Genomic DNA, 12,783 nt, shown 5'->3' on the forward strand with positions numbered 1-12,783 from the left:
CCGGCCGAACCCCCGCCAGGCGCTGTACTCGCCCGTCACCCGGCGGCCCGGTCCGGCGGGCCGGCCAGGCCGGGGGTGTCCCTGACGAAGGTGTCGAAGCCGGCCGGGGGGCGGCCGAGGAGCTCGGCGACACCGCCGGTGGCGCGGTCGTACCGGTTCTGCCGGTGGAGCCGGGCCATGGTGGCGATGTGGTTGCGCACGTGGGGCGAGAGATCCAGCGCTCCGAGGTCCTTCTCGAGCCACTCGTCGTAGGGCACGTCGACGTAGCGGACCGTCCTGCCCAGGGCGGCGGAGAGCTCGGCGGCGATGGCGGTCATGTCGCGGGACGAGGCGCCGGTCAGCTCGTAGACCCGGCCGGTCTGCGGCGATGGGTCGGTCAGCACCCGGGCGACCGCGTCGGCGACGTCGCTGACGGCCACCGGTGAGGTGCGGGCGGAACCGAACGGCAGCCTGATCGTGCCGTCCCGGCGGATCGAGGCGACGGCGAGGATCGCGAAGAGCGGGTTCTCCATGAACACCGTCGGCCGGATGTGCGTGACGGGAAGGCCCGACCAGCCGAGGACCTGTTCGGCCAGCCAGTGCAGTCGTTGCTGAGTGGACTCGGTCGTGCTCGTGACGTCCATCTGCGAGACCGTCATCTGCGACATGTTCACCAGCAGCTCCACGGAGCCGTTGTGGCGGGCGGCGACCGCCACCGTGGCGGCGGCCTCCAGGTAGTCCGGTGAGACGCTCATCCCGAAGTAGAGCCGCCGACAGCCGTCGAGGGCCGCCACCACGTCGGGGGCCCGGGTGAGCTCGCCGACCACCACCTGCACGCCGCCGAGCGCCCGCAGCGACTCGGCCCGCTCGTCGTCGTGGTGCACCAGGGCCCGGACGGGCACCTGCCGGGCCCGCAGCTGCTCGACCACCCGCCGTCCCACTCCGCCGACGGCTCCGGTCACCAGGATCGGATGGGGATGCGGCATGGCCGTCTCCTGTCGTTCCGGCCCCGGGCGGTCCGGGGCGTGTCACCCGGGCGCGGTACCGGGGGCCGTCCGACCGGGGCCCTTGACGAGCACCGTCGGGATGCCCCGGCCGCCGCGCCGCGGCAGGTGCCGCCGAGCAGGGCGGGGGCTCCGCGCCGCAGGGGTTTTCCACCACCAGCAGTGTGCCGGTCGGAGGCCGGTCACCGCAGTCCGTGCGCCGGAGCGGGGGAACGTACGAGGTCGGATCGGGTGTGCCGGGCGCCGGCCTACGGGCTTCGGGCACACCCCGCGCGACGGGCGGCCGATGCCCCGGGCGGCGGACGGGACCGGGCCGAGCGCTCGCCGGAAGGAACCCCGGAGCTTACGCTGGCACAGCGGTGTGAAGCACCGTCATCCCCGATTTCGGGCTCCGGCGCATCCCGCGGACGGGGAGCAGCGCCGCGGGAGCGCTCCTACTGGCCCGTCGGTGCGGTCTCGGGCGCCCGGCGGGGAACGCGGACCGGCGCGGCCCGGACCTGAGCCTCTTCCCTCCGATGTGAATCACCGATTCGCGGGCCCGCCCCGAGGAGGACGCACGGTGGCACTCAACGCACGGTGGTACTCATGAGCGAGCCGGGCACGGGCGGGGCCGGCGCCGGGCGGCGGGCCGCGCTGGTGGCCGTCGTCGCGGCGGCCGACGAGCTCGGCCACGCCAGCCTGAGCGGACTCGACCCGGTCGCGGACGGGCTGGAGGTGCGCGCCGACCTGGTGGGCGACCCCGAACCGCGCCGGTTGCGGCGGCTGTTCGGCGGCCGGCTGATCTACACCCTGCGCACCCGCCGCCAGGGCGGGAACCACGGTGGGGCTCCGGCGGAGCGGCGGGAGCGGCTGCTGCGCGCCGCCGCCGAGTACGACCTGGTCGACCTGGAGTGGCCCGACGACCTGGTACCTGAGCTGACCAGCCGCATCCCGCCCTGGCAGCGCCGGGTCTCCTGGCACGGCCCGGAGCGCGAGTACGGAGGTTTGCGCTCCCTGTTCGGTGCCATGGCGGGCGTACCGGCGGCGCTCTACCTTCTGGTGCCCAAGGGCCCGGCAGCGGCGCCCGGCCTGCTCGCCGCCCTCGGCCGGTCCGATGTGACCGCCTTCGGCATCGGTGAGTCCGGCCTGTGGACCCGGGTGCTGGCCCCCTGGCTGGGCGCCCCGGTGGCCTTCGGCCGGCTGGGTGAGGCCGGAGCGGACGGGATGCCGAGCGTGCGCCGACTCGTCCTGGACTACGGGCTGCCCGCGCTCCCGCGGCTGGACGCCCTCTACGGCATCGCCGGCCCCGCCCCCGAGCACTCGCTCGCACCCCGGCTGTACAACGCCGCCCTGCGCGAACTGGGGCTGCCCGCCCTCTACCTGCCGTTCTCGACCGACTCGCTGGCCTGCCTGCTGCGCAGCGCGGCCGCCCTCGGCGGGCGGACCGGACTGGCGCTGCGCGGGCTGACGGTGACCGCACCGCACAAGGAGGACGCGATGGGCCTCGCCGACCAGGTGACCCCGTCGGCGCGCGGAGCCGGGGCCGCCAACGTCCTGTGGCACCGGGACGGCCGCTGGCACGCCGACACCACCGACGCCGCCGCAGCCCTGGACGCGCTGGCCAGTGCCGGCGTCGACCCGGCCGGGCAGCGCGCCGCCGTCATCGGCTGCGGCGGCGCGGGCAGGGCCGCCGCCCTCGCCCTGCACCTGGCCGGCGCCTCGGTGACCCTGGTGAACCGCGGCCGGGCCCGGGGCCGGCAGGCCGCCGCGCTGACCGGCCTGCCCTTCGTACCGCTGGCCCGGTTCTCCGCCCGGGGCTACTCGCTGCTGGTCCACGCCACGCCGCTGGCCGACCGCGCGCCGTTCCGGCTGGCGGCCGCCGATCCCGGAGCAGCGGTCCTGGACCTGGTGTACCGGGACGGTCCCACCGCGCTGGCGACAGCCGCCCGGTCGCACGGCCTGCCGGTCATCGACGGCCGGGAGGTGCTGCTCATGGAGATGCGGGAGCAGTTCCGCCTGCTGACCGGGCGGCGGATGCCGCTCGGTCCGGCGCTCTCGGCCCTCGGCCTGCGCCGCCGCAGCGAAGCCTGCCCGGCCGGCAACCAGTGAGACGAGGAGGAGGAGGCCCCGTGACGGCCGATACCGGAACCCGGCACACCGAACCGGTCACCCCGCTGCTGGGCGACTGGCTCAGCACCGAGGGCCACGCCTCACCCGGGATCGCCCGGCTGGAGGTGAGGCAGCACGACGGCACCACCCGGGTACGGGCCTTCGGCGGCGGCTCACGGGACTGGGGGGAGACCCCTGCCGTGCTGTACCGGACACTGGGCGTGCCGGCCTCCGCGCTCACCGCCGTCTTCGACCTCGGCTTCCTGCGCACCGTGGTCTCGGCCCACCACAAGGGCGGGATCCTGGTCGTCACCACGTCCAACGTCTTCCAGGACGGCAGCTCGCGCGCCGACTACTGGACCCGCGAGTTCTTCCACCTGACCGGGCCGGCCGAAGGGAGCGCCGGCGGCGACGGGCCCGCGGCGGGCGGCGGCGACACCGGGCCGGGCACGCCTGGCCGCCGGCGCGGCGGAGCGGCGGTCAGGCCGGAGATCAGCCGCGAGCAGGACCGCCCGACCGGCACCGGACCGACCGGGCCGCTCGACGTCCGCCCGCTTCTCGGCCGGTGGACAAACTTCGATCGCGCCACCACCGGCGTCCGGCGCGCGGAGACCGAACAGCAGGGCGACCGGTTACTACTGCGGCTGTGGGAGGCAGACGGAGCCGACTGGGGCCCGCTGCCCGTCCAGCCGCTCGCCGCCGACGTCGGCAGCGGGCAGGCCATCGGCTTCGGTGCCGAGGCGGAGCTCGCCCCGGGGCTCGGTTCCCGGAAGGTCTACCACTGCGGCTACCTCAACCGCGGCCTGCTCACCATCGACGTCCACGCCGCCGTACCCGGCGAGCCGGCGGCGAACGTGATGTACCGCGCCCACTTCCACCGCATCGAGGGGGAGGGCACATGACCCCGGCCGCGCACACCGACTCCGTGGCGGCGCTGCGGCAGGCGGCCCGACTGGCCCGCGACAGCTTCGCCGCCCGCGCCGACGGCTACGACCGCAGCGCCGCCTTCCCGGCCGACGACTTCGACGACCTGTTCGCGGCCGGCCTGCTGGCCGCCGCCGTACCGACCGCCTACGGCGGCCTGGGCCTGGGCCCGCAGCAGCGCGACACGCTGCCGCTGTGGCAGCTGACGACGCTGCTGGCGAGTGCCGACCTGTCGCTGGCGCGCTGCTGGGAGGGCCACGCCAACTCCCTCGTGATGATCGACGCCCTGGGAACCGCCGAGCAGAAGCGGCGCTGGTTCGCCGGGGTGGTGGAGCGCGGCGAGATCTGGGCCGCCTGGAGCGGCGAGCCGCAGTCTCCCAAACCGGGCGAGGACCGCCGCTTCGGCACCACGGTGGCCGCCGCCGACGGCGGCTGGGTGCTCCACGGCACCAAGGCCTTCGCCACCAGCGCCACCGGCGCCCACCGGGCGATCCTGCTGGTGGACCCGGCCGGGCCGGGCGGTGCCCGGCACGCCCGGGGAACGGCGGACGGACTGCTGCTGCTCGCCTGCGACTTGAAGGACCCGACCGTGACCGTCGACACCTCCTGGTGGGACCCGGTCGGCATGCGGGCCACCGCCAGCCACGCGGTGCGCTTCGACGGCACGTTCTTCCCGTACGACCGGGTGATCGGCGAACCGGGCAGCTACCTGGCCGGGCAGTGGCAGACCGCGTTCGTCCCGCACTACGCCGCCAGCTTCCTCGGCGCCGCCGAAGCCGCCTACGACTACGCGCTGGCCTACCTCAAGCACCAGGGAAAGAGCCAGGACCCGTACGTCCAGCAACGGGTGGGACGGATGGCCGTCAACATCGACACCGGGCGCCTGTGGCTGCGCCACGTCGCCGGGCTGTGGGACGAGGGACGGTTGGAGGAGGCGCGGATCGCCGGAAGCCGGGCGCGGCACCTGATCGAGCATCTGGCCGAGGAGACGGTGCACCACTGCATCCGCGCGTGCGGTGCCCGCAGCCTGGTCCGGCCCTCGCCGGTGGAGCGGATCCTGCGGGACCTGACCTTCTACCAGCGGCACGACAACGACGACCACATCCTGGCCACCATCGGCCGGGCGGCGCTCGGCGAGAGGTTCGACCCCTCGTTCCACAAGCCATGAACGGAGCGCCGGATGCCCGCTCGGCCCTTCCCCTTCGGTTACACCGACCCGTCCGAGACGCACGCCGAACTCGCCCGGCTGCGGGAGCGCGAACCGATCAGCCGGGTGGTGCTGGCGAGCGGTCATGAGGCCTGGCTGGTGACCAGGTACAAGGACGTCCTGCTGGTCCTCGGCGACCCCAGGTTCAGCGCCGCCGACGCGGCCGTGCCCGGCGGGCCCAGCCTCGACCGGGTGCCCATGACGCTGCCGGGAGTCGCCCAGCTGCGGGAGACCGACCAGGAGGACCACAACCGGCTGCGCAGGCTGGTGGCACCGGCCTTCACCGCCCACCAGGCGGAGCGGCTGGCGCCGCTGGTCGAGCGGACGGCCGACGGACTGCTGGAGGCGATGGCGGAGGCGGGCCCGCCGGCAGACCTCGTCTCCGCGCTCACCGGGGTGCTGCCGATCAGGGTGGTGTGCGCCTGGCTGGACCTCCCGACGGCGGACGTGCCCCGCATCCTGACCTGGAACTCCGAGCTCACCGGTGCCAGGCCGGCCGACGAGGTGATGGCGGCCCAGCGGAAGATGCGCGACTACATGGTCCGGACGCTGGCCGCCCGCCGGGCCGCGCCCGGCGACGACCTGCTCAGCGCACTGGTCGCCGTGCACGACGAGGAGGGCACGCTGGACGAGCCGGAACTGGTGGGCCTGGGCCTCGCCATCGTCTTCACCGGACACACCTCGGCGTCCCACCTGATCACGGCCTCGGTGGACGGGCTGCTGCGCCGTCCCGAGCAGTGGTCGCTGCTTCGCCGCCGCCCCGAGCTGCTGCCCGACGCGGTGGAGGAGATGCTGCGCTGGCACCTGGTGCTGACGGACGGCCGCCTGCGGGTGGCCACCGAGGACGTCCGGTTGGCCGGCGTGCTCATCCGTGCGGGCGATCCCGTGGTCGCCTCGATCAACGCCGCCAACCGGGACGCCGCCGTCTACCCCAACCCCGACCGCTTCGATCCGCAACGCTCCGGCAGGCCGAACCTGGCCTTCGGACACGGCATCCACCGCTGCCTGGCCGCGTACCTGGTGCGAGTGGAACTGCGCGTCTGCCTCGCCCGGTTGCTCGACCGCTTCCCGGAACTACGGCCCGCCGCCCCCGGGTTGGGCCCCCGCTGGAAGGAGCAACCGCGCATGCAGGGCATGGCGGAGCTGCCGGTCACCTGGTGAGCGGCAGTCCGTGCGGTCCGGGGAACGGTCGCAACCGGCCGAGCGCGTACGGCCTTTGGTGCCGCACGGGCTCGGCCGGTGTGCTGCGGCCCGGCGACGTCACCGGTCGGCGAGCTGCCAGGGGAAGGGGGAGAGGTCGGGTTCGACCCAGGCGGTCCTGGCCTGCTCGCTCTCCAGCGTCGAGGGCCGGTAGAAGCGGGAGAGCAATTGCTTGTCGAGGAGTTCGGCGTGCCGGTCGGCGAACGTGTCGAAGTCGCCGATGCCCGTCAGGTCCGCGTGGTGGCCCACCAGCTCGACCCAGGCCCGGCTGACGGTGACGTGGAACTTCTGTGGTGCCCCCGCGTTGGTGGCGACCTGCCGGATGCCATCGCTGACCAGGCTGACCGCGTAGGCGGTGCCGTGCCGTCGTACCGCGAGCCAGGTCAGCTGGACGTGCTGGCGGTGGCCGAAGCGGTCCGCGCTCGCCATCACCTCCCGCATCAGTGCCTGGAAGGGGGTTTCCTCGCCCGCGTCCGGGGCGTGGAGGGGCGCCGGGGCGTGCTGGGGTGTCGGGGCGTGCTGGGGTGCGTTCAAGAGGACACCTTGGTCAAGGCCTGCAGGACGGTGTGGAAGCCGGCCACCTCCGCGGGGGAGAGTCCGACGAGCGCGCGGCGTTCCAGGTCGGTGAGGGTCTGCCGGATCAGGTCGGCCGCCAGGCGGCCGGAGGGGGTCAGCTCGATGAGGACGGAGCGGCGGTCACCGGCGCGGGTGCCGCGGGTGATGTGGCCGCGGCGTTCGAGCCGGTCCAGTACGCCGGTCAGCGTGGTGGGACGGGTGCCCGCCGCGGCGCCCAGTTCGGACACGGTGCGGCCGCGCCCGTCGGCGAGGTTGGCCAGAGCGTTGATCTCGGAAGGGGTCAGATCGAGGTCGACCAGCTCGGTGGCGAGGATGTGCAGCGTGGCATGGGTCGCGCGTTGCAGCGCGAGCAGCGCTGACTGCGCCGGCTGCGCCGATGGTGCGGACTGCGCCGATGGTGCGGACCGCCCGGATGGTGCGGACCGCCCGGATGGTGCGGATTCGGACTTCACGGTTCCGGATACTACGGTTTCGTAGTATCCGCATTCAAACTGGGCGGGCTGCTCGGCCGAGGGCGTGACGCCGGCGTCGGACCCACCCGTGAGGGTGTCGCCGGGGCGGGTGGTGCGGGCCGGTCCTGCCGAGGGTGCCGGGGGCGGCCGACCGGCGGCGGTCGCTGTGCGGCTACGAGCGTCCGGGCTGATCCTGGGGAGCGTGGGAGATCGAGCTGCCGCGGACAGTGGTGCGGACGGCGGTGCGGAGGGTGGCGCGCCGAAGCCGTCCGGCGGAGGCCGGACCGACTACGCGGGGGCCGTCTACGGCTCGATCCTCGCGGCGTCGGTGGTGGCCACCGCGGGGACTCTCGGCCCGTTCCCGCGGATCAAGCTGGTGGCGCTGCTGCTCATCACCGGTCTGGTCTTCTGGGCGGCGCACGTCTACGCCCGCATCGTGGGGGAGCGGCTGCTGCACCAGTCCCTGACCGGGGAGGACGTCCGCAGGGTGGCCGTCGTCGAATGGCCGATCGTCAAGGTGGCCGTCCCGCCGGCCGTCGCCGTGGCGATCGGCCCGCTCCTGGACCTGGGCGTGGAGGGGACCGCGTGGCTCGCGCTCGCGGTCGCCCTGGCCGAACAGGTCGGCTGGGCGACCGTCCCCGTCCTCCGGGCCGGCGCCTCGCGTCGCATCGTGCTGCTGAACGGCGTCGTCAACCTCCTGCTCGGAGTGATCCTCGTGGTGGCGAAGGCGGCGCTCCACTACTGAAGGTGCGCCGCCGTCACCCAGACTTCCTCACAGCAGGCGGCCATGCGCCGCGCTGCGCCCGAAAGGCCGTGCTATGCCCGGGAGTTGCCTTCGACCGGCCCCTGGCCCGTACGCTGGTACGCCGGCAGGCCGCCCGCCGGGAGGCCCCTCAGGGCTACGATCGCCGGCGGCTGCGACGCGCCCGGGTCGCGATGGTGTGACCACCAGCTCACCAGCCGATCGAGTGCGTCGGTCCGGGCGGATGACGGTTCGAGGAGGAGCGGCCGGCTCCAGGCGTGCGCTTGTCGGGCCAACCCGTGGAGCGGTGAGACATCGTCATAGTTGTCTGGCATATGCGAAGCTTTCCGCTGCAGCGTCACCGCTGCGTAGTCGGTCCGGTTGCCGGCCGCAGCGTCGCCGGGAACCGCCGCGCCAGGCAGGGCCGAACGCCGGCGCCGGGCGACGGACCGCGAGGGCGTCGTTTTGGGCCGGTGCCGCCGGGAACACCGACCGCCCTACCAGGGCTGATCGCAGTGCCCTGGCCTTCGGGCCGGGGTGAAGCCCGTGGTCAACACCGGCGTGTCCGGCTGGCGGCCCAACGACGTACTCGCCGCGTACGACCACCTGATCGGCCGGTTCTCCCCGGACGTGCGGTCCATCCGTACGCGAGATCGCCGCGGACGCCGGTGTGCTGTTCGGAGGCCCGGCTGGGACACCCCCGCACCGGGCTGGTGCTGCGCCGGACGCCTCGGGGTCGCACCATGGAATGGAGATGACCCTCATGCCCGAGATGCCCGGCGGGTCGGCCGAGGACCGGATCGTGCTGATCGGCGTCGGCGACGAGTACCGCCACGACGACGGCGCGGCCGTGGCCGTCTTGGCCGAACTGGCCGCCGACCGGCTCCCCGTCGACCGGATCGCCCTGAGCGACGGCGAGCCGTCCCGCCTGATCGAACTCTGGGAGGGTGCCGGCCTGGCGGTGGTGGTCGACGCCGTGCACTCGCACCCCACCCAGCCCGGCCGGCTCCACCAGGTGCGGGTGAGCCCGGACGACCCCGGTGGCGCGGTGGCCGAGAGCCACACCGCCGATTCCCACGGCCTCGGCCTCGGAGAGACGGTCGGACTGGCCGCCCTCCTGGGCCGGCTGCCGCGCGAGCTGCTGATCGTTGCGGTCGAGGGCACGGACTTCACCCAGGGCGAGGGCCTCAGCCAGGACGTGGCCGAGGCGGTGCCCCGCGCGGCGGACCTGGTCCGCCAAGCCGTCGCCGAGCACCTGGCGTGGCGGGAAGGACCGGCCTGATCCTCCAGGCCCCGCACCACCGCATCACTGCACCACCGCATCACTGCATCAACGCATCACTGCCACTGCACCACCGCATCACTGCACCGCCGCACCGGGCCCGCAGGTCCCGACCGCCGGAGTCGAACAGCTCGGGCCGCGCCCGCCGGATCGGCCGCACGATGGATGGTGAGGGCATCCGACCCACCGCGTACCACTGAGGAGGCCCGCGATGACGTACTGGTACGGTCACGGCGCACACCTGCTGGGCTTCGGCCTGATGGTCGTCGGCATGCTGCTCGTCTGGGCGCTCATCGTCCTCGGCATCGTCGCCCTGGCCAGGTACCTCGGCCGCACGTCCCAGCAGCACCCCGCCGCCTGGACCCGGACCCCGCCGACCGCACCACCCGCCCAGCCCGAAGCCGAGCAGGTGCTCGCGGAGCGCTTCGCCAGGGGCGAGATCGACGCGGACGAGTACCGCCACCGTCTGGAGGTCCTGCGTTCCGGAGCAGGGCCGACCGGGCCAGCCCCCGGTTGACCGGAACCATCCAGGAGACCGCCATGGCCCGCCACGGCTCCGGACGCCGCCGCGCTGGAGAAGCTCATCGCCGCCGCGGTGGCCGCTCCGCCCATCCACAACACCCAGCCCTGGCACTACCGCTTCCGGTCCGGGACCGGCGCCCTCGAGGTCCGTGCCGCGCCCGAGCGGTCGCTGCCGGCCAGCGACCCCGAGGGGCGCGCCCTGCACATCTCGGTCGGCGCGGCACTGCTGAACCTGTGCACCGCGTCCCGCCGGCTCGGCTGGGCACCCGAGGTGAACCTGCTGCCGGACCCGGCCGAACCCGGCTTGCTGGCCGCCGTCCGCTTGGACGAACCGTTCAGATCCTGATCCGCCTCGGTTACGGACCGGAGGGGGCGCCAACGCCCCGGCTGCCGGTCTCCGAGGTACTGGAGGCGGACGGCGACCGAGCCTCACCCGCGTGGCACCGTACCCGCGCGTGCGTTCCGTCCCGGAGCCGGTGTCCGTCGCGGGCCCCACGCCGCGCTGTGGCGCACCCCGGCTCCATGGCTCAGGTCCGGAGTGAACGCCGTCCACGGATCGGGGGCGGCAGGTTACCCACGTCGGAGGCGCCCCGGCCGCCCAGGTGGACCTGAACGACCGGCTCGCCCGGCGGATGCCGCTGGTGGTCGCCTTCGTCCTCACCATCGCCGGACTGCTGCTCCTGCTGGCCTTCCGCTCACCGGTCGTCGCGGCGAAGGCGGCCGTGATGAACCTGCTCTCGGTCGCCGCCGCCTACGGCATCCTCACCGCGATCTTCCAGTGGGGCCGGGGAGCCACCCTGATCGGGTTGGACGGGCCGGTCCCGATCCCCGGCTACGTGCCGCTGCTGATGTTCGCCGTGCTCTTCGGCCTCTCGATGGACTACGAGGTCTTCCTGCTGACCGCCGTCCGCGAGGCCTACCTGCGCCACGGTGACAACCGCCGCTCGGTGGTCAGCGGCCTCGCCGGGACCGGGCGGATCATCACCTCCGCCGCCCTGATCATGGTCAGCGTCTTCCTCAGCTACCTGCTGTCGGACGACCCGGTGGTGAAGATGTTCGGCATCGGCCTGGCCACCGCCGTCGCGCTCGACGCCACGATCGTCCGCGGCATTCTCGTCCCGTCCACGATGGTCCTGCTCGGGACAGGCAACTGGTGGCTGCCCGGCTGGCTCGACCGCCTGCTGCCGCATGTGGACATCGAGGGCGACGGCCATCACGACGCCCCCGCTCCGCAGCCCGGCGAGCCCGCCCCCGCGGCCCGGCCCGCCGGAGTCGGTGCGGTCTGACCCACGTGGCGGGCTCGCCGGAGGAGGGCGCCGCGCAGGCGGGCAGGACGGGCCCGGACCCGCAAGTCCCGGCCCCGGCCGGAGGTCAAGGGGCGCAGGGTGGAACACTGGATCACCGCGAGGCAGGCTGGACGCATGCGGTCGATCTCCCGCCCAGCCCCTCGACCGGGAGCCGGTGGTCACGGTCACAGCCGGCTCTTCGCCGTCGCACAGTGTGCGCCGTTCGCGATCGCGCTGGTCGTGGTGGGCATCGAGCTCTCGCCGGCGCACTTCCTGTACACCGGCCCGCTGCTCACCGCGACCCCGGCGCTGGCCGCGGTGACCATGGGCCCCAAGGGCACCGTCGCGGCGGCGAGCGTCGCGCTGGCCGTCAGCGTGACCACCGCCAGCTACAACCAGGCCTGGGGCGGCCAGCAGGTCTATACCAACCTACTGGCCATCCTCCTGGTCTCCGCGGCCAGCGTCACGGCCAGCAGCGCCATCAGTGCCCGGCGGCAGAGCGAGCTGGACCAGGTCCGCCGGATCGCCGCGGCGGCGCAGCGGGTCCTGCTGAGACCCGTGGCCACCCGGCTGGGCCCGGTGCGGGCAGCCAGCATGTACCTCGCGGCGGAGGAGGGGGCGCAGATCGGCGGGGACCTGTACGAGGCGGTGCAGACCCGGTACGGGGTCCGGATGATCGTGGGGGACGTCCGGGGCAAGGGGCTGCCGGCCGTGCGGCTCGCCGCGGCCGTGCTGGGTGCGTTCCGGGAGGCCGTGCACTACGAGGACGACCTGGTGGAGGTGGTGAACCACTGCGCGGCCGCGCTGCAGCGGGAGTTCGCGATGCCGAGTGTGGCCGGCCTGGGCGACGCGGGCGATCAGACCGAGGACTTCGTCACCGCGATCGTTGCCCAGGTCTCCGAGCGGCCCGTGGTCGAGGTGGTCAATCGCGGCCATCCGCCGCCCCTGATGCTGCGCGAGGGCAAGGTGCAGGCCCTGGTTCCCGGTTCGCAGCTGCCGCCGCTCGGCCTGGAGGACTTCATCACCGGTCCTCCCGTCGAGCCCGACAGCTACCGCTTCGCGCCCGGCGACCGGCTGCTGCTGCACACCGACGGCGTGATCGAAGCCCGCAACCGCGACAACGACTTCTTCGCCCTGCCGCAGGCCATGGAGACGGAGGCGGCGGTGCGGACCTGCACCCCGGCGGAGTTCCTGGAACGGCTGCACCAGGGCCTGATCAGCCACACCGAGGGCTGTCTGGCGGACGATGTGGCGATGATCGTCATGGACCGGCTGGACGAGGAGGGCGGGGAGCCCGCCGGCGCGGCCACGACCTCGGTGGGCGTGGGGCAGGACTGCCGCGCCGCAGACGGTGGGGTGCCCGAGACCGTCGCGTCGCGGTCGTCGGACCCGGCGCGGGTGCGCCGGCGGTAGCGCGCCGGACGGTGGGCCCGGCCCCGGTACGGCGACTTCGCCGATCTCGGCCGGGGCGGTGCGGCAGTGGCCACCGCTGGTCCTTCAGCCCGCTGTCCCGACAGTCCG

General features: G+C 74.2%; 12 protein-coding genes and 1 pseudogene. 10 read left to right on the top strand and 3 right to left on the bottom strand.

All coding sequences use genetic code 11. The features are described from left to right. Positions 1-35 precede the first annotated feature (35 nt). The gene (locus ACZ5ON_RS06030; protein WP_465586051.1) at positions 36-965 is read right to left on the bottom strand and encodes an NAD(P)H-binding protein; all 930 of its coding nucleotides are present in this window, start codon (positions 963-965) and stop codon (positions 36-38) included. A 603-nt stretch (positions 966-1,568) separates the two neighbouring features. On the opposite strand from ACZ5ON_RS06030, the gene ACZ5ON_RS06035 reads away from it, so the two are divergent. Genes ACZ5ON_RS06035 through ACZ5ON_RS06050 form a run of 4 tightly spaced genes read left to right on the top strand, consistent with a single transcriptional unit; the run spans position 1,569 to position 6,363 of the window. Next, positions 1,569-3,071: a type I 3-dehydroquinate dehydratase gene (locus ACZ5ON_RS06035; protein WP_465586053.1), complete on the top strand. Its 1,503-nt coding sequence runs from the start codon at positions 1,569-1,571 to the stop codon at positions 3,069-3,071. A gap of 20 nt (positions 3,072-3,091) precedes the next feature. Beyond that, the gene (locus tag ACZ5ON_RS06040; RefSeq protein ID WP_465586055.1) at positions 3,092-3,973 is read left to right on the top strand and encodes a hypothetical protein; all 882 of its coding nucleotides are present in this window, start codon (positions 3,092-3,094) and stop codon (positions 3,971-3,973) included. After that, positions 3,970-5,163 carry an acyl-CoA dehydrogenase family protein gene (locus tag ACZ5ON_RS06045; RefSeq protein WP_465586057.1) on the top strand — a complete coding sequence of 398 codons (1,194 nt, stop codon included), beginning with the start codon at positions 3,970-3,972 and terminating at the stop codon, positions 5,161-5,163. Before ACZ5ON_RS06040 ends, ACZ5ON_RS06045 begins: the two co-directional genes overlap by 4 nt. Before the next feature lie 12 nt (positions 5,164-5,175). Then, the gene (locus tag ACZ5ON_RS06050; protein WP_465586059.1) at positions 5,176-6,363 is read left to right on the top strand and encodes a cytochrome P450; all 1,188 of its coding nucleotides are present in this window, start codon (positions 5,176-5,178) and stop codon (positions 6,361-6,363) included. A gap of 99 nt (positions 6,364-6,462) precedes the next feature. Here the strand turns inward: ACZ5ON_RS06050 and ACZ5ON_RS06055 are convergent, their stop codons facing one another. After that, on the bottom strand, positions 6,463-6,936 hold the full coding sequence (locus ACZ5ON_RS06055) for a hypothetical protein (protein ID WP_465586061.1): 474 nt from the start codon (positions 6,934-6,936) through the stop codon (positions 6,463-6,465). Next, complete coding sequence (locus tag ACZ5ON_RS06060) at positions 6,933-7,430, bottom strand: MarR family winged helix-turn-helix transcriptional regulator (RefSeq protein WP_465586063.1); 498 nt, start codon at positions 7,428-7,430, stop codon at positions 6,933-6,935. The genes ACZ5ON_RS06055 and ACZ5ON_RS06060 overlap by 4 nt, the downstream gene beginning before the upstream one ends. A gap of 202 nt (positions 7,431-7,632) precedes the next feature. Here ACZ5ON_RS06060 and ACZ5ON_RS06065 point away from each other — a divergent pair, with 202 nt between their 5' ends. The 6 genes and pseudogenes from ACZ5ON_RS06065 to ACZ5ON_RS06090 all read left to right on the top strand — a co-directional run bounded on the left by ACZ5ON_RS06065 (position 7,633) and on the right by ACZ5ON_RS06090 (position 12,675). Then, the gene (locus tag ACZ5ON_RS06065; RefSeq protein ID WP_465586065.1) at positions 7,633-8,175 is read left to right on the top strand and encodes a hypothetical protein; all 543 of its coding nucleotides are present in this window, start codon (positions 7,633-7,635) and stop codon (positions 8,173-8,175) included. A gap of 751 nt (positions 8,176-8,926) precedes the next feature. Continuing rightward, on the top strand, positions 8,927-9,454 hold the full coding sequence (locus tag ACZ5ON_RS06070) for a hydrogenase maturation protease (RefSeq protein ID WP_465586067.1): 528 nt from the start codon (positions 8,927-8,929) through the stop codon (positions 9,452-9,454). A gap of 211 nt (positions 9,455-9,665) precedes the next feature. Beyond that, on the top strand, positions 9,666-9,971 hold the full coding sequence (locus ACZ5ON_RS06075; RefSeq protein WP_465586069.1) for an SHOCT domain-containing protein: 306 nt from the start codon (positions 9,666-9,668) through the stop codon (positions 9,969-9,971). A 78-nt stretch (positions 9,972-10,049) separates the two neighbouring features. After that, entirely contained in the window at positions 10,050-10,322 is a 273-nt protein-coding gene (locus ACZ5ON_RS06080) for a hypothetical protein (RefSeq protein ID WP_465586072.1), read from the top strand. A gap of 238 nt (positions 10,323-10,560) precedes the next feature. After that, positions 10,561-11,262 (top strand): annotated as a pseudogene (locus ACZ5ON_RS06085) (MMPL family transporter); the annotation flags it as partial. Between the two features lie 135 nt (positions 11,263-11,397). Next, positions 11,398-12,675, top strand: a complete 1,278-nt coding sequence (locus ACZ5ON_RS06090; protein ID WP_465586074.1) for a PP2C family protein-serine/threonine phosphatase — start codon at positions 11,398-11,400, stop codon at positions 12,673-12,675. The last annotated feature ends 108 nt before the right edge of the window (positions 12,676-12,783 follow it).

The organism is Kitasatospora sp. NPDC032150 (genome assembly GCF_055579945.1).

Coding starts and splice junctions, on each gene's coding strand:
- ACZ5ON_RS06045 (WP_465586057.1), top strand. CDS start 3,970: ATGACCCCGGCCGCGCACACCGACTCCGTGGCGGCGCTGCGGCAGGCG.
- ACZ5ON_RS06030 (WP_465586051.1), bottom strand. CDS start 965: ATGCCGCATCCCCATCCGATCCTGGTGACCGGAGCCGTCGGCGGAGTG.
- ACZ5ON_RS06050 (WP_465586059.1), top strand. CDS start 5,176: ATGCCCGCTCGGCCCTTCCCCTTCGGTTACACCGACCCGTCCGAGACG.
- ACZ5ON_RS06035 (WP_465586053.1), top strand. CDS start 1,569: ATGAGCGAGCCGGGCACGGGCGGGGCCGGCGCCGGGCGGCGGGCCGCG.
- ACZ5ON_RS06070 (WP_465586067.1), top strand. CDS start 8,927: ATGACCCTCATGCCCGAGATGCCCGGCGGGTCGGCCGAGGACCGGATC.
- ACZ5ON_RS06090 (WP_465586074.1), top strand. CDS start 11,398: ATGCGGTCGATCTCCCGCCCAGCCCCTCGACCGGGAGCCGGTGGTCAC.
- ACZ5ON_RS06075 (WP_465586069.1), top strand. CDS start 9,666: ATGACGTACTGGTACGGTCACGGCGCACACCTGCTGGGCTTCGGCCTG.